The 14,665-nt window shown below is 65.4% G+C and carries 17 protein-coding genes; 13 read left to right on the top strand and 4 right to left on the bottom strand.

The window, feature by feature from the left end; genetic code table 11:
- The first annotated feature begins 82 nt into the window (after positions 1 to 82).
- The 5 genes from CH271_RS13325 (at position 83) to CH271_RS13305 (ending at position 5,707) form a co-directional block, all read left to right on the top strand.
- Complete coding sequence (locus CH271_RS13325; protein ID WP_373453555.1) at positions 83 to 2,623, top strand: bifunctional FO biosynthesis protein CofGH; 2,541 nt, start codon at positions 83 to 85, stop codon at positions 2,621 to 2,623.
- Positions 2,624 to 2,661: 38 nt separating this feature from the next.
- Positions 2,662 to 3,420 (top strand): hypothetical protein, encoded by a 759-nt coding sequence (locus tag CH271_RS13320; RefSeq protein ID WP_037191480.1) that lies wholly within the window; start codon positions 2,662 to 2,664, stop codon positions 3,418 to 3,420.
- A gap of 113 nt (positions 3,421 to 3,533) precedes the next feature.
- On the top strand, positions 3,534 to 3,857 hold the full coding sequence (gene fdxA, locus CH271_RS13315; protein WP_008714223.1) for a ferredoxin: 324 nt from the start codon (positions 3,534 to 3,536) through the stop codon (positions 3,855 to 3,857).
- A gap of 5 nt (positions 3,858 to 3,862) precedes the next feature.
- A complete protein-coding gene (gene dapC / locus CH271_RS13310) occupies positions 3,863 to 4,966 on the top strand; it encodes a succinyldiaminopimelate transaminase (RefSeq protein WP_094633881.1) in 1,104 nt (367 codons plus the stop codon).
- A 123-nt stretch (positions 4,967 to 5,089) separates the two neighbouring features.
- Positions 5,090 to 5,707, top strand: coding sequence for a LysE family translocator (locus CH271_RS13305; RefSeq protein WP_094633880.1), 618 nt, complete (start codon positions 5,090 to 5,092; stop codon positions 5,705 to 5,707).
- Positions 5,708 to 5,816: 109 nt separating this feature from the next.
- On the opposite strand, the gene CH271_RS13300 is transcribed toward CH271_RS13305, so the two are convergent.
- Positions 5,817 to 6,242: a hypothetical protein gene (locus tag CH271_RS13300; RefSeq protein WP_094633879.1), complete on the bottom strand. Its 426-nt coding sequence runs from the start codon at positions 6,240 to 6,242 to the stop codon at positions 5,817 to 5,819.
- A 2-nt stretch (positions 6,243 to 6,244) separates the two neighbouring features.
- Here CH271_RS13300 and CH271_RS13295 point away from each other — a divergent pair, with 2 nt between their 5' ends.
- The 5 genes from CH271_RS13295 to CH271_RS13275 all read left to right on the top strand — a co-directional run bounded on the left by CH271_RS13295 (position 6,245) and on the right by CH271_RS13275 (position 10,846).
- Positions 6,245 to 7,660, top strand: coding sequence for an acyl-CoA synthetase (locus CH271_RS13295; RefSeq protein ID WP_094633878.1), 1,416 nt, complete (start codon positions 6,245 to 6,247; stop codon positions 7,658 to 7,660).
- Positions 7,661 to 7,699: 39 nt separating this feature from the next.
- Positions 7,700 to 8,359, top strand: a complete 660-nt coding sequence (locus CH271_RS13290) for an SDR family NAD(P)-dependent oxidoreductase (protein ID WP_037191489.1) — start codon at positions 7,700 to 7,702, stop codon at positions 8,357 to 8,359.
- A gap of 189 nt (positions 8,360 to 8,548) precedes the next feature.
- Complete coding sequence (locus CH271_RS13285; RefSeq protein ID WP_094633877.1) at positions 8,549 to 9,061, top strand: OsmC family protein; 513 nt, start codon at positions 8,549 to 8,551, stop codon at positions 9,059 to 9,061.
- Positions 9,062 to 9,065: 4 nt separating this feature from the next.
- Complete coding sequence (locus CH271_RS13280; protein ID WP_094633876.1) at positions 9,066 to 10,364, top strand: O-acetylhomoserine aminocarboxypropyltransferase/cysteine synthase family protein; 1,299 nt, start codon at positions 9,066 to 9,068, stop codon at positions 10,362 to 10,364.
- Positions 10,361 to 10,846, top strand: coding sequence for a CoA-binding protein (locus tag CH271_RS13275; protein ID WP_037191497.1), 486 nt, complete (start codon positions 10,361 to 10,363; stop codon positions 10,844 to 10,846). The genes CH271_RS13280 and CH271_RS13275 overlap by 4 nt, the downstream gene beginning before the upstream one ends.
- Before the next feature lie 4 nt (positions 10,847 to 10,850).
- Here CH271_RS13275 and CH271_RS13270 read toward each other — a convergent pair whose 3' ends face one another.
- Complete coding sequence (locus CH271_RS13270; protein ID WP_252342069.1) at positions 10,851 to 11,612, bottom strand: SDR family NAD(P)-dependent oxidoreductase; 762 nt, start codon at positions 11,610 to 11,612, stop codon at positions 10,851 to 10,853.
- A gap of 61 nt (positions 11,613 to 11,673) precedes the next feature.
- Between CH271_RS13270 and CH271_RS13265 the strand changes: the two genes are divergently transcribed.
- Entirely contained in the window at positions 11,674 to 12,258 is a 585-nt protein-coding gene (locus CH271_RS13265; RefSeq protein WP_094633874.1) for a TetR/AcrR family transcriptional regulator, read from the top strand.
- 36 nt (positions 12,259 to 12,294) lie between these two features.
- Here CH271_RS13265 and CH271_RS13260 read toward each other — a convergent pair whose 3' ends face one another.
- A complete protein-coding gene (locus tag CH271_RS13260) occupies positions 12,295 to 12,687 on the bottom strand; it encodes a hypothetical protein (RefSeq protein ID WP_094633873.1) in 393 nt (130 codons plus the stop codon).
- Complete coding sequence (locus CH271_RS13255; RefSeq protein WP_141217038.1) at positions 12,684 to 13,751, bottom strand: GGDEF domain-containing protein; 1,068 nt, start codon at positions 13,749 to 13,751, stop codon at positions 12,684 to 12,686. Before CH271_RS13255 ends, CH271_RS13260 begins: the two co-directional genes overlap by 4 nt.
- A 394-nt stretch (positions 13,752 to 14,145) precedes the next feature.
- On the opposite strand from CH271_RS13255, the gene CH271_RS13250 reads away from it, so the two are divergent.
- Both CH271_RS13250 and CH271_RS13245 read left to right on the top strand, forming a co-directional pair.
- A complete protein-coding gene (locus tag CH271_RS13250) occupies positions 14,146 to 14,415 on the top strand; it encodes a hypothetical protein (RefSeq protein WP_141217039.1) in 270 nt (89 codons plus the stop codon).
- A complete protein-coding gene (locus CH271_RS13245) occupies positions 14,408 to 14,620 on the top strand; it encodes a hypothetical protein (protein WP_141217040.1) in 213 nt (70 codons plus the stop codon). Before CH271_RS13250 ends, CH271_RS13245 begins: the two co-directional genes overlap by 8 nt.
- The last annotated feature ends 45 nt before the right edge of the window (positions 14,621 to 14,665 follow it).

Genomic DNA, 14,665 nt, shown 5'->3' with positions numbered 1-14,665 from the left:
CCGAATGGCGACGTTCGGATCGGCGACGGACTACCGACCCCTGCGGTGGCACGTGCGTACCAGGAAGGCGCATGATCGTTGGGTGACTTCTCTACCGGACTCCGTACCAGCTCCCTCCGCGATGCGACGAGTGTTGCGCCGCGCCCGCGACGGAGTGTCTCTCAACGTCGACGAGGCCACGGTGTTGCTGCACGCCCGTGGTGAGGATCTGACCGATCTGATGGCGTCGGCGTCCCGGGTGCGTGATGCGGGACTCGAATCCGCAGGCCGGCCGAAGACGGTGTCGTACTCGCGAAAGGTGTTCGTACCCATCACGCGGTTGTGCCGCGACAAGTGCCACTACTGCACATTCGTGACCGTGCCGGGCAAGTTGAACGCCGCAGGCCACGGGATGTTCATGGATCCCGACGAGATCATCGACGTCGCTCGCAAGGGTGCCGCACTCGGGTGCAAGGAAGCGCTGTTCACCCTCGGTGACCGACCGGAGGAGCGGTGGCCGGAGGCCAAGGCGTGGCTCGACTCCCGCGGCTACGACTCGACCCTCGACTACGTGCGCGCCATGTCGATCAGAGTGCTCGAGGAGACCGGTCTGCTGCCGCATCTCAACCCCGGAGTGATGTCTTGGCAGGAACTTTCGCGACTCAAGCCCGTCGCCCCGTCGATGGGCATGATGCTCGAGACCACCTCGCGTCGGTTGTTCGAGGAAAAGGGGCAGGCGCACTACGGCAGCCCCGACAAGGATCCCGAGGTTCGCCTGCGGACCTTGACCGACGCGGGTCGTCTGAACATCCCGTTCACCACCGGGATTCTGGTGGGAATCGGCGAGACGCTGCGCGACCGCGCCGAGTCGATCATGGCAATTCGTAAGGTGCACAAGTCATTCGGGCACGTGCAAGAAATCATCGTGCAGAACTTCCTGGCCAAGTCCGATACCGCGATGCGGTCGGTGCCCGATGCAGGTCTCGAAGAATTCCTGGCGACGATCGCGGTGACCCGCATGGTGGTCGGCCCGTCGATGCGGATTCAGGCCCCGCCGAACCTCGTCGCAGCGGAGGAGACCGCAGCGTTGCTGGGCGCAGGCGTCGACGATTGGGGTGGCGTCTCGCCGCTGACCCCCGATCACGTCAATCCCGAGCGGCCGTGGCCGAACCTCGACACCCTGGCCGAATTGTCGGCGTCGGCCGGTTACACGCTCGTGGAACGTACTGCCGCGCAGCCGCAGTACGTGCTGGCCGGTGCTCCGTGGATCGACCCGCGGATCTCCGCGCACGTGCGGGCCCTCGCCGACCCCGAGACCGGCATGGCGCGGGAGAACGTCAACCCGACGGGTCTGCCATGGCAGGAGCCGGACGAGGAGTGGGAGTCCTCGGGTCGGGTGGATCTGAACACCGAGATCGACACCCAGGGCCGCAACACCGAGACCCGCTCGGATCTGGCGAACGCGTTCGGCGATTGGGAGTCCATTCGTGAGCAGGTGCGCGATCTCGCCGGGCTCGAGCGGGTGGATCGCGATCTCGTCTCCGCGTTGACGGCAGCGGAGAAGGACCCGGCCGGGTTGTCCGACGAGCAGTACCTCGCGTTGGCGACGGCCGAGGGCCCGGGAATGGATGCCGTCGCCGCGCTCGCCGACGATCTGCGCAAGCAGGTCAACGGAGACACCGTCACCTACGTGGTGAACCGGAACATCAACTTCACCAACATCTGCTACACCGGGTGCCGCTTCTGCGCGTTCGCCCAGCGCAAGGGCGACGCCGATGCCTTCACTCTGTCCACCGCCGAGGTCGCCGATCGAGCGTGGGAAGCGCACGTCGTCGGTGCGACCGAGGTCTGCATGCAGGGCGGCATCGACCCCGAACTACCGGTGACCGGGTACGCCGATCTGGTGCGTGCGGTCAAGGCCAAGGTGCCGTCGATGCACGTGCACGCGTTCTCGCCGATGGAGATCGTCAACGGCGCATCCCGCGGCGGTCAGTCGATCCGCGAGTGGCTCACCGAACTCCGGGCAGCCGGGCTGGACTCGATCCCGGGTACGGCCGCGGAGATCCTCGACGACGAGGTCCGCTGGGTGCTCACCAAGGGCAAGCTGCCTGCTGCCGAGTGGATCGAAGTGATCACCACCGCGCACGAGGTGGGCCTGCGGTCGAGCTCGACGATGATGTACGGCCACGTCGACAATCCGTCGCACTGGGTCGGTCACCTCAACGTGCTCAAGAAGATCCAGGACAAGACCGGTGGGTTCACCGAGTTCGTGCCGCTACCGTTCGTGCACCAGTCCTCGCCGTTGTATCTGGCCGGGGCCTCGCGACCCGGCCCGACCAACCGGGACAACCGCGCGGTGCACGCCCTGGCCAGGATCATGCTGCACGGCCGAATCGACAACATCCAGACATCGTGGGTGAAATTGGGAATCACGGGTACACAGGCGATGCTGAACGGAGGCGCGAACGATCTGGGCGGGACCCTGATGGAGGAGACGATCTCACGGATGGCGGGTTCGCAGAACGGTTCGGAGAAGACCGTCGCGGAGCTGCACGAGATCGCCGACGGCATCGGACGACCGGTTCGTCAGCGCACCACCACATACGACCCGGCCCCGGCCGTGTCGGTTGCCGGCCTGATCTGACCCTCGGGTCCCTCTTCTCGAAATGGAGCTTGTCTGACATGGACGACCGTCGCGTCGCCGCGGTGCTGAGCAGCGCCGTCGCCATCATTCATCCCGTGCTGGACATCCTGGCCACACGGGACCCGATCGGACTCAAGGGGCGGACGTTCCGCGAGTCCTCTGCGGACGATTCGACCCTCGACAACGTCATCGATTTCCTCGCGAAAGCCTTCGACACCACCGACTTCCCCGGCACCGCAGGCTGGGAGAAGCTCGACAGTGACGCTCGCTCGCAGTGGTGGGTCAATCGCATCGGTGCCCTCAACACCGTTGCCGTCGCATTTCCCGGTGTGTTCGGCATCCTGGTCAACCGGCTGCCGATCCAGGATCTGCTCGGGTTCGCCAACCAGGCGATGGTGCTCGTGGCCGTGGCGCGCGAATCGGGTGTGACCGACCGCGAGACGCACGTGGAGCTGCTCGGATCGGTGCTGTGCAAGCGTGATCTGACGTCCCTGGCCGACAGTGTTCCGGCGAAGAAGGAAGAGTCCCCCAAGTCGGGTCCGTTCGCGTTGCTGCGCGGCATGTGGCAGATCGCGAACGTGCTGCGCGACGTCGCCGGTGAGTTGGAGAAGCGTCCGCATCCGCGTGGGGTCTACCGCGTCCTCGGTGCCATCCCGCTCGTCGGAGGTGTCGCCGGATATCTCGGCGAGCGCGGCGCTCTCTCGCGTGCTGCGAAACAGGGACGTAAGTGGCTCGCCGCCCACCGTAAGGCCGCTGCCATCGGCGAAAGCTCACCGGCGAAGCGACTGCGGGGATAGCCGCCCGAGCCAGGTGAGGTCACCCTGCTCGGTTTGCTTCAGGTTCGGACGGCGATACTAGGATGCTCAGGGCGCGCGAGCGCCCACGATCGATACAGGAGGGGAGAGCAGCAGTGACTTACTCGATTGCAGAACCGTGCGTAGATGTACTGGACAAAGCGTGCATCGAAGAGTGCCCGGTGGATTGCATCTACGAGGGTAACCGAATGCTGTACATCCACCCCGACGAATGCGTCGACTGCGGAGCCTGCGAGCCGGTGTGCCCCGTCGAGGCCATTTTCTACGAGGACGACGTTCCCGAGCAGTGGAGCGCGTACGTCGGTGCCAATGTCGACTTCTTCGACGACCTGGGATCTCCCGGCGGAGCGGCGAAGCTCGGCAAGACCGACTACGACCCTCCCTTCATCAAGGCTCTGCCTCCCATGGGCGAGAACTGACGATCTTGGTGCGCACAGCGGTGGCAGCGGGGCTGCCCGATTTTCCATGGGACTCGCTGACCGCCGCCAAGGAGAAGGCCTCGGCTCATCCGGACGGCATCGTCAATCTGTCGGTCGGTACACCGGTGGATCCGGTCGCAGAGGTGATCCGTGCAGCGCTGAATTCTGTTGCGGATGAACCCGGTTACCCGACGACCGTCGGCACCGTGGCGCTGCGGGAGGCCGCGGTGGCGGCGCTCGAGCGCCGCTACTCCATCACCGGCATTTCGACCGACGCAGTGTTGCCCGCCATCGGCACCAAGGAAATGATCGCCTGGCTGCCGACTCTTCTCGGCCTGGGGCCCGACGACCTGGTCGTCATCCCCGAATTGGCATATCCCACATACGAAGTGGGGGCGCTGCTTGCAGGGTCGCGAACGATCCGGGCCGACGGCCTCAATCGACTGGGGCCCGAGCGGGCGTCGCTGATCTTCGTCAACTCACCGTCCAACCCGACCGGCAAGGTGCTCGGAGTCGATCATCTGCGCAAGGTCGTCGATTGGGCCCGTGAACGTGACGCGATCGTCGTATCGGACGAGTGCTACCTCGGTCTGACGTGGGATGCCGACGCCGTATCCGTCCTCGATCCCCGCGTGTGCGACGGTGATCACACCAATCTTCTTGCCGTGCATTCGCTTTCGAAGACCTCGAACCTGGCCAGCTACCGCGCCGGCTTCGTCACCGGAGATGCCTCCCTCGTCGCCGAGCTGCTCGAGGTGCGCAAGCACGCAGGCATGATGGTGCCGTTGCCGATCCAGGCCGCCATGACCGCTGCACTGGCCGACGACGAGCACGAGAACATCCAGCGCGAGCGATACCGCGCCCGCCGAACGACTCTGAAGGCGGCCGTCGAGGCAGCGGGATTCACCGTCGATCACTCCGAGGCCGGGCTCTACCTCTGGGCAACGCGGGGCGAACCGTGCCGCGACACCGTCGACTGGCTCGCCGAACGCGGAATCCTCGCCGCACCCGGGGAGTTCTACGGTCCCGACGGTGCCCACCACGTGCGCATCGCACTGACGGCCACGGACGAGCGCATCGAGGCTGCGGCCGGTCGCCTGCACGGGTAGTCGGGTTTCTCTGGTGCGCTGAGCGTCCACTATTCGGCCCGTCGAGCGATCCCGTTTCTCGACTCGAATTATGGACACTCACGTCGGTTGGCTCCGGCTCCGCCGGGGTGTTCTCATATAGCCGTGACCCTCAGCCTGCTGCTCAGCTTCGCCGGTGTGTGCTTCCTGCTGGCGATTCTGCCCGGGCCCGATTCGTTCCTGGTGCTGCGCTACAGCATCGGCGGCCTCAAGCCCGGCATCGCCGCAGCGATGGGCGTCGCGATCGGCGGACTGTTCTGGGCCGCGCTGGTGGCCGTCGGGCTGGCGGCGATCGTCGAGCAGTCTGCGACGGCATATCGAGTGGTCAAGGTCCTCGGCGGCCTGTACCTGCTGTATCTGGGCGTCAAGGCTTTCCGCGCTCGACGGAAGAACAAGGTGGCCGGCGAGCCGCTCGTGCCGGTCGCTGCGTCCGCGTGGTCGGCGTTCGGTGCCGGAGTTCTCTCGTGCGCGCTCAACCCCAAGGTGGGGCTGTTCTACCTCGCGGTGGTGCCGCAGTTCCTCACCGTGGTCACGTTCACCGGTGCCATGACGCTCGGTCTGGTCGAGGTGGTTGTCGCCGCGCTGGTGATGGGTGTGTTCTCGGTCGTCGCCTCCCGCGCGGTCGCGCTGTTGCGCAAGCCCGCGGTGACCGACTGGCTGGACCGCATCAGCGCCGGAATCCTGGTCGCACTCGGTATCGGAACCGTCGCATCCTCGGCCTAGATCTCGCAAACGCGCGCGCACTTGCCATACGCGCGCAGAATCGTGACGCGAAACCGCTCGCGTTCAGCAAACGCGCGCGCGTTTGCGAGGACCAGAGGTGCCGCGTAAATCAGGGCTCGAGGTCCGGCTCGCCCACATCCCAGCCGCCGCGTCGGATACGCAGGATGTAGACCAGCTCGTTGCTGCCGAACGCCTCGACGGTGGTGAAGCGTTTGGGCTCGGTGTTGACCTCGGGATTGCGGGCGTGAGCTTCCTCGTAGAGCTGAGTGGCTCGAAGATCGGCCAATTCCACTCGGGTCCAGAAGTCGTCGGACTGCACCGAGTAGACCAGCCGTGGTGCGCCGTCGGTGACGTGCGCGATATCGATGTCGTCATCGTCCGAATCGGAGTCGTCCAGGTCCAGGTCGAGGTCGTCCTCGGAATCCGTGTCCTGCTCTGCGTCGGTTCCGATCAGATAGACACCCGCCTGCAGGTCACCGGCGGCGACCGTCATGTACTCGGCGTAGTCGCCGGTGTCGATTCCGTCCACGTCCATGTATGTACGGTAGCCATGTGCTGCTTCGTTCACTGAACCCACTCGCCGTTGCGCGAGGAGACGATATTCCCGACGCCATCACGATCGATGGGGTCTCGCTCTCCCGTGCCGATATCCTGGGCGCCGCGACGTCCGTGGCCGAGCGCATCTCGCGAGCCGACCGCCTCGCGATCTACGCGACACCGTCCGTCAAGACCGTGCTCGCCGTCGTGGGCGCGCTGATCGCCGGTGTCACCGTGGTGCCGGTTCCGCCCGATGCCGGGGTGGCCGAACGTGAGCACATCCTCCGCGACTCGGGCGCGCAGGCGTGGCTCGGCGAAGCGCCTCCGGATACCTCCGGGCTCGAGGTCCTGCCGGTGCGTCAACATGCACGGTCGTGGCACAGCTACCCCGAACCGCAGCCGTCCTCGGTCGCGTTCGTGCTCTACACCTCCGGTACCACCGGCCCGCCGAAAGGCGTCCTGATCTCGCGTAGTGCCATCGCCGCCGGCCTGGACGCGTTGGCGCAGGCCTGGGCGTGGACTGGGAAAGACACTGTGGTGCACGGGCTTCCGTTGTTCCATGTGCACGGTCTCATCCTCGGCGTCCTCGGCCCACTGCGAGTGGGCAGCCCGCTGATCCACACCGGCAAGCCGACGCCCGAGCTCTACGCAGCCGCGCGCGGATCCCTGTACTTCGGGGTGCCGACGGTGTGGTCGCGCGTTGCCGCGGACGAGGCGTCGGCCCGCGCCCTGTCCGGTGCCCGACTGCTGGTGTCCGGCAGTGCGCCGCTCCCGGTCCCGGTGTTCGAGAAGCTGCGTGAACTCACCGGCCAGGCTCCCATCGAGCGATACGGCATGAGCGAAACCCTCATCACCATCAGCACCCGCGCCGACGGGGAGCGTCGAGCAGGCTCGGTGGGACTGCCGGTCGCGGGCGTCGAGACACGGTTGCGTGGTGAAAAGGGCGAAATCCTGCCCCACGACGGCGAATCCATCGGTGCACTGCAGATCCGGTGCCCCATGCTGTTCGACGGCTACCTGAACAACCCCGAGGCGACGGCCGCGACGTTCACCGAGGACGGGTGGTTCGACACCGGAGACGTCGCTCTCATCGAGCCCGACGGGTTCCACCGCATCGTCGGGCGCGCCTCGACCGATCTGATCAAGTCCGGCGGGTATCGCGTCGGCGCAGGGGAGATCGAGACGGTGTTGCTGGGGCACCCGAGCGTCGACGAGGTGGCCGTGGTCGGTGTGCCCGACGACGATCTGGGCCAGCGCATCGTGGCGTTCGTCGTCGGCACCGATGTGGAAGATCGAGTGCTGATCGATCTGGTGGCCACCGAGCTGTCGATTCACAAGCGGCCCCGCGAGATTCGCGTCGTCGACTCCCTTCCGCGCAACGCGATGGGGAAGGTCCAGAAGAAGCTGTTGTCATAGTCGTCAGCGAGGGCGCGAGGCGGCGGTTAACGTCGAGGAATGACCACACTCGACGGTGCACGCATTCTCGTATTCGGTGCCAGTGGCGGTCTCGGCGGTCCGGTCGTCGAGCAGCTCGCGAAAGCCGGTGCACGGTTGACCGTGAGCGGCCGGAGCATCGAGTCGGAGCATCACTCGGTGAATGCCGATCTGACGCTGCCGGATTCGGCTCGATCGGTGATTGCGGAGGCCGTCGAACACCACGGCGGACTGGACGGGATCGTCATCGCCGCGGGTGTCGTGGCGTTCGGGCCGGTGACCGAAGTGGACGACGACACCGTCGACGAACTGTTGCTGCTCAACTATCTCGCGCCGCTGCGGGTGCTTCGAGAAGCGCTGACCACCCTGGGCCAGGGCGGGTTCGTGCTCAACATCAGTGCCGTCGTGGCGGACAAGCCGATGCCGAACATGGGTGCCTATTCGGCGAGCAAGGCTGCGGTGACCGCTCTGCTGAAAAGCGTGCGCACGGAGGCACGTAAGTCCAAGATCAGGATCGTGGACGTGCGTCCGCCGCACACCGAGACGGGTCTTGCGACGCGGCCGATCGCCGGGCAGGCACCGAAACTACCGCAAGGTCTGACGCCGGAGGCGGTGGCAGCGCGTATCGTCGCGGCGATCGTCGACGACGAGACCGATGTCGGCGCGGATCAGTTCTCGTAAGCTATTGTCGGCGTCGTGACCGAGACACACGTGATCGACGCAGCCAGAAGGCTCGTACGTCGTCGCACCATCGACTTCGGTCTCGTCTGCACGTCTTCCTGTTCGTAACTGTCGATCGAACCCATCCCCGACGGGCATTTCGCGCTCCTCGGGTAGTTCCGGCAACCCTCGAATCGAACAGGATCCTCCATGACCACATCTGTGTCCCACATCGGCGGCGTCATCGCTGCCACCGACGATGCCGTGCAGGCCGACGCGAAGAACGCCCAGGCGGTCTTCCGTGCCTCCGCCACCGCGCACGATGCCGTCGCCACCACCGTCACCCTGGGCAAGTTCAGCGTCGAGGTCGACGAGCCGCCTGCCCTCGGCGGTGAGAACAAGGCCGCCAACCCGGTCGAGTACTACCTGGCGTCGCTGCTGTCCTGCCAGGTGGTCACCTACCGCGTCTGGGCCGAGAAGCTCGGCATCGTCGTCGACGACATCAAGGCCACGGCCGAGGGTGACCTCGACGTTCGCGGATTCTTCGGTTTCGACGACAACGTTCGTCCCGGGTTCGGTGAGGTGCGCGTCGTCGTGACCGTCACCGGTCCCGAGTCACGGGAGCGGTACGAGGAGCTGCAGAAGGCCGTCGACGATCACTGCCCCGTGCTGGATCTGACGCGCAATCCCACCCCGATCCACACCGTTCTCGAGACGGCCTGACGTCATGAGCGAACGGACATTCGGCCTGCGTACCAGAGCAATTCACGCCGGAGCGAGACCCGATCCTGCCACCGGTTCGCGTGCGGTGCCTATCTATCAGACGGCGAGCTACGTGTTCGAGAATTCCGCGGACGCAGGCGATCTGTTCGCTCTGCAGAAGTACGGCAACGTCTACAGCCGCATCGGCAACCCCACCGTCGCCGCCTTCGAGGAGCGCATCGCGAGCCTCGAAGGCGGCATCGGGGCGGTTGCGTTCGGCAGTGGGTTGGCGGCCGAGTTCGCAGTGTTCGCTGCGCTCGCGGGCACCGGAGACCACATCGTTGCCGCGGCCGGGCTCTACGGCGGCACGGTGACCCAGCTCGACGTGACGCTGCGCCGCTTCGGCGTCGAGACCACGTTCGTCCCTGGCACCGATCCCTCCGATTACGCAGCAGCGGTGACGGATTCGACCAAGCTGATCTACGCCGAGGTCATCGGCAATCCGTCGGGCGAGATCGCCGACCTCGAGGGTCTGGCCGCCGTGGCCCACGATCACGGAATCCCGCTGGTGATCGACGCGACGATGGCGACGCCGTGGCTGAGCCGGCCCATCGAGTTCGGCGCCGACATCGTGATCCACTCGGCCACCAAGTTCCTCGGTGGTCACGGATCGACGCTCGGGGGAGTGGTGGTGGAATCCGGGCGGTTCGATTGGGGCTCGGGCAAATTCCCGCAGATGACGGCACCCGTGGCCTCCTACGGCGGGCTGTCGTGGTGGGGAAACTTCGGCGAGTACGGCTTTCTGACGAAGCTGCGCAGCGAACAGTTGCGCGACATCGGGGGCGCACTGGCACCGCAATCGGCATTCACGCTGATCCAGGGTGTGGAGACGCTGCCGCAGCGTATGGACGCACATGTCGCCAATGCCCGAGTCGTTGCAAAGTGGCTCGAAACCGATCCACGTATCGACTACGTGAGATGGGCAGGCCTGCAAAGTCATCCGCAGCACGACCGAGCAGCGAAGTATCTCCCTGCCGGTCCTGGTGCGGTGTTCGCTTTCGGAATCGACGGTGGCCGCGAGGCCGGGCAGACGTTCGTCGAGAGCGTGCAGATCGCCAGCCACGTCGCCAATATCGGTGACGTGCGCACGCTGGTGATTCACCCGGGCAGCACCACACACCGACAACTGACCGATGAGCAACTCCGCGGAGCAGGTGTCGGTCCCGAGTTGATTCGCATCAGCGTCGGACTCGAAGATGCCGAGGACATTCTGTGGGACCTGGATCAGGCCCTGACACTGGCAACAGGAAAGGCGCGGTCATGAGCGAGCGCACCTGGCAGGGCCCGTCCGCGCCGCAGCGGCAACGCATCCTGCGTGAGACGAAGACCGTCGCGATCGTCGGTGCGTCCAAGAACCCCTCGCGGGCAAGCTACTTCGTCAATCGGTATCTGTCCTCGACGAGCAACTACGAGATCTTTCTCGTCAATCCGACGGTCACCGACATAGAAGGGACCACGGTCTATCCGACCCTCGCGGATCTGCCTGAATCGCCGGATCTGGTCGACGTGTTCCGCAAGTACGACGACTTGCCCGACGTTCTCTCCGAAGCGATTGCAGCGCAGGCGAAGACGATCTGGCTACAGCTCGGACTGTGGCACGAGCAGGTGGCACGCGACGGGGAGGCCGCGGGGTTGAACGTCGTCATGGATCGGTGCCTGAAGATCGAACACGCCCGATTCCACGGAGGACTGCATCTGGCCGGATTCGACACGGGAGTGATCGATTCGCGTCGTACCCGCGGTTAGCGGTTCACGCCTTCAGCAGACGGCCACTGATCACCGTGGCCAGTGCGCGTGGGGCCAAACGGACACTGCCGGCGCTGATCTTGTTGGACAGACCGGACACGACACTGGCGGGGGTTCGGCGAGAATCCAACGCGCGCATAGCCGTCGAGACCACCTGCTCGGAGGTCTGGTAGTTACCCACCGCGGCATCTTCCGATCCCACGACATCGAAGAACTCGGTGCGCGTGGGGCCGGGGGAGAGCGCGAGAATCTTCAGCGACGAGGTGCGGTGCTCGTAGGCCAGCGCTTCGGTGAAGTTGAGGACGAAGGCCTTCGTCGCACCGTAGACGGCCATGTTGGGGGTGGGTTGGTACGCGGCGGTACTCGCGATGTTGATCAGTGCGCCGGTGAGGTTCGGCAGAAATGCGTGCGTCAGGTCGACCAGGGCGCTCACGTTCAGTGCGATCTCGGCAGCGACGCGCGCGGGATCCTCGTCGGCGAACCTTCCATGCGTTCCGAAACCTGCATTGTTGACGAGGGTGGTGGGGGTGATTCCTTTGTCCGCCAATGTGGTTCGTAGGGTGTCGCCCACGCCGGGGACACCCAGGTCCATCGCTACGACGGTGGCCGTCACGCCGTGCTCGGATTCGATGCGCCGCGCCAGGGTGTTCAACCGATCGGCGCGTCGAGCTACGAGGACGACGTTCTCGCCGCGTGCGGCGAAGCGGGTGGCGAATTCCTCGCCGAGGCCCGAACTTGCTCCGGTGATGAGCGCTGTGGAAGTCATGCCAGCAAATGTAGGCAGTGTCAGCATTGTTGTCAACGCCAACATCGCCTAGGGTGAGGTCATGGCAACGCAGCGCTACCACCACGGTGACCTGCGCGCGGTCTTGCTCGACGAGGCCGAACGGAGCATCGCGCACGGCGGGGTCGACGCGTTGTCGCTTCGGCAGCTGGCCAGAGATGTCGGCGTCAGTCACGGTGCCCCGGCGCGCCATTTCCGCGACAAGCAGGCGCTACTGGATGCGCTGGCGCTGCACGGTTTCGAGGAATTGAATCGCCGAATGGTCGCAGCGGCAACGGGACCCGGTGAGCTGCTGGCTCGGTTCCGTGGAGTCGCCCGCGCCTACCTCGGATTCGCCGTCGAACACCCGGAGTTGCTCGATGTCATGTACAGCACCAAGCATCATCCCGACGCCAGTGAGAATCTGAAAAGCGTTGCGCACGAGAGTATGACCGCCACCGAGGATTTGCTGAAGGAGGCGATGGCGGCCGGTGTGATCACCGAGGCTCCACCCGAGATCCTCGCGCGCGTCGCCTTCGCGAGCGTGCACGGACTCGCGATGCTGGCCACCGGCGACCTGCTCGACGGCGTGCCGACCGAGGATCTGCTCGACGCGACCGTGGACACTCTGCTGCGCGGGTTCACCTGACCGGTGGCCCCGAGCAGCGGTTCGAGGAGCAGCCCCCTAGGTGGACCCCGATAGGGGTATTTCGTCGGGGTCCGTCCCCGGATCGACGAGGTGAAGTCCCGGCCGTGCCCTTCGGCGGTCGGGGCGCTGAGCGACGCTGGAAGCCATCTCGGCAATGAGGTCGAGCCGGAGGCGCTCTGCTGCGCGCTGCCTGCTCCTGAGGTAGTGAGCCAGTTCCGACGCGATGAGTGCGGCACCGACGGGCCCGCCGTACCGGTGCGTCCACCCGGGTCCATCGTGCTCGAATGCGTTCAGGAAACGGTTCGGGTCGGACAGCACGGCAAGGACGGTATCCGCGGTCACGCCGTGTGCGCGTAAGCGGGCGGTGACGTCCGAGATCTCGTGTGTTCCCCGGTGTGCGCCGAGCGCACGCTGCCACTGGGCATTCACAACTGCGGGCCGAAGTGAACACTGGGCCCGCTGCACGGGAGGCGGTGGGGTCCGGCCGAGTTCCGCGGCGACCCGACCTCTCCGTTCGGTCGGCGCTTGTACCGATACAGATCGGCATCGGCGTCGGCCAGTAAAGTCTCGAACGGTTTGTCTTTGGGCGTCGACACGGCCAAACCGTAAGAGGCAGAGACCGATTGGCTGGCAACCATGGTTTCGGCCAACTGCCTCGCCTCGGCGTGGTTCGAGACCGGGGTGATGAGGACGAACTCGTCGCCGCCCACACGTCCGAGGATCGACCGCGACGGCGCGCGTGAGGACCACGAGAGAGCGAGCTCTGCAAGGGCCCGGTCACCGGCTGCATGCCCGTAGTTGTCGTTGAGATCCTTGAAGTTGTCGATGTCGAAAGCAATGATCGCGACGCGGTCGGTCCTTCGGCGCAGTTGCGCTGTGAGACGGGCGAACCCGTGCTCGGCACCCGTGCGGTTGAACACCCCCGTCAGTGGGTCGCGCAACGCTGCCGAGCGAAGACTTGCTCCGGCCGACCCCAGTACTTCGGTGAACGCGACCACACAGAAGAGGGCGACGATGACCTCGCTCGGCGAACTCGCGGCTTCACCGAGGGCGAGCGAACCGGCCACGGCCAGTGCCAGTACCGAACACTGAACCCGTGCGATCGAGGCTCGGTGCATGGTTCGGATGTATACGACGAGAACGAGTATCGAGGCAACTGCGCTCATGCGGAGAGCCGTGTGCACCTGGAAGGCGATACCGAACAGGCCTGCAAACGCAGCCCACACGACGGTCGAGTCGAGCTGCACGCGTCCGATGTGCACAGGTCTGTTCGCGACCGTACCCACGATCGAGAAGACGATGGACGCGACCAGTCCGCTCACCGTCGTCCACGACTGCTCGACGTCGGGTACCGAGAACGAGTCGAGCGTCGTTCCTATTCCGGTGAGAGCCGATACGATCAGCAGTAGCAAGACTGCCGCCAGCACTTTTCGGGCCTCTCTTCGCTGAGCGACGACGGGCACCGAGGCGTGGGGTGTCGATACGGCATTCACGTCTGCTCCATCGCCGCAGCTATTTTCCCGTTACCAATTGTGATTCTCGCAACTCCACTCGGTCGGTGTCGGCGGCCGTGACGGATCCGATGGCGCGGGAGTCCGGTGAGCACGGCCGGCGTCGCGGGTGGTCCGCTGCGGAGGTATGCCTCCGCTTCGAAAAGTGCGATCTGAACTGCGTTGATACCGATTGTCTCGGTGAACGGCCGCGGGCGAGTCGAGTGAGGCAACGTGACGTCGGCTCGCGTATGAAAAGCGGGCGTTTCCGTGTGCTGCCCGTCCAGTCGGCAGACCGCTGCTGCGGTGCCGCTGTCCTCGGATGGATAACTAGAAAATTGCTGACTTCGGGCAGTTTGGGTACGCTGCTCGCTAGTCGAATGTGAAGGACGGGGGCATGGTGACGAGTGCATGGAGCAGAGCCGAAAATCTTGCTGTTATCGACAGCGCGAGCTTCCGGGCGGTGTACGTCTTCGGTGTGGCGGCAGCGTTGCTCGCAGGATTCACGGCGTTGGGTTGGATGTTCGCCCAGCCGATGCTGGGGATCGTGGCGGGAGTGACCGCAATCGGCACGATCGGGACAGCTCACGCGCTGCTCGGTGGTAGTCGTTTCGGTACGTCGCCCGCTGATCTGTTGGAGACGCATGCGGGTCGCTTCGATGGCTGACAACCGCGACGAAGCCTTGATCACGTTCGCGGCTCGCTGGGAGCCGTACGGCGGTGCGGATGCTTCGGAGATCTTCGTCTGCTTCGGTTTGAGCGAAAGTCAGTACCGGGCGCGTTTGTACCAGGCCTTGACGCGTTCCGGGCACGGTGCAGTGGACGTCGACGCCCGGGTGCGGACGCGGTTGCTGCGCTACAGCACGTCGTGAGTATTCGACTTCTGCCCGGCGAGGCCGATACTCGATGCAGTGGCG

This window comes from Rhodococcus sp. 05-340-2 (genome assembly GCF_002258915.1).
In the GTDB taxonomy this organism is placed as follows: domain Bacteria; phylum Actinomycetota; class Actinomycetes; order Mycobacteriales; family Mycobacteriaceae; genus Rhodococcoides.
Note: the sequence above shows the minus strand (reverse complement) of the source record. Positions and strands in the feature narration are given on the sequence as shown.

Excerpts from the sequence above, each read along its gene's own strand:
- CH271_RS13320 (WP_037191480.1), top strand. The coding sequence starts at position 2,662 with ATGGACGACCGTCGCGTCGCCGCGGTGCTGAGCAGCGCCGTCGCCATC.
- CH271_RS13300 (WP_094633879.1), bottom strand. The coding sequence starts at position 6,242 with ATGGACGTGGACGGAATCGACACCGGCGACTACGCCGAGTACATGACG.
- CH271_RS13295 (WP_094633878.1), top strand. The coding sequence starts at position 6,245 with ATGTACGGTAGCCATGTGCTGCTTCGTTCACTGAACCCACTCGCCGTT.
- CH271_RS13290 (WP_037191489.1), top strand. The coding sequence starts at position 7,700 with ATGACCACACTCGACGGTGCACGCATTCTCGTATTCGGTGCCAGTGGC.
- CH271_RS13285 (WP_094633877.1), top strand. The coding sequence starts at position 8,549 with ATGACCACATCTGTGTCCCACATCGGCGGCGTCATCGCTGCCACCGAC.
- CH271_RS13280 (WP_094633876.1), top strand. The coding sequence starts at position 9,066 with ATGAGCGAACGGACATTCGGCCTGCGTACCAGAGCAATTCACGCCGGA.
- CH271_RS13275 (WP_037191497.1), top strand. The coding sequence starts at position 10,361 with ATGAGCGAGCGCACCTGGCAGGGCCCGTCCGCGCCGCAGCGGCAACGC.
- CH271_RS13270 (WP_252342069.1), bottom strand. The coding sequence starts at position 11,612 with ATGACTTCCACAGCGCTCATCACCGGAGCAAGTTCGGGCCTCGGCGAG.
- CH271_RS13265 (WP_094633874.1), top strand. The coding sequence starts at position 11,674 with ATGGCAACGCAGCGCTACCACCACGGTGACCTGCGCGCGGTCTTGCTC.
- CH271_RS13250 (WP_141217039.1), top strand. The coding sequence starts at position 14,146 with ATGGTGACGAGTGCATGGAGCAGAGCCGAAAATCTTGCTGTTATCGAC.
- CH271_RS13245 (WP_141217040.1), top strand. The coding sequence starts at position 14,408 with ATGGCTGACAACCGCGACGAAGCCTTGATCACGTTCGCGGCTCGCTGG.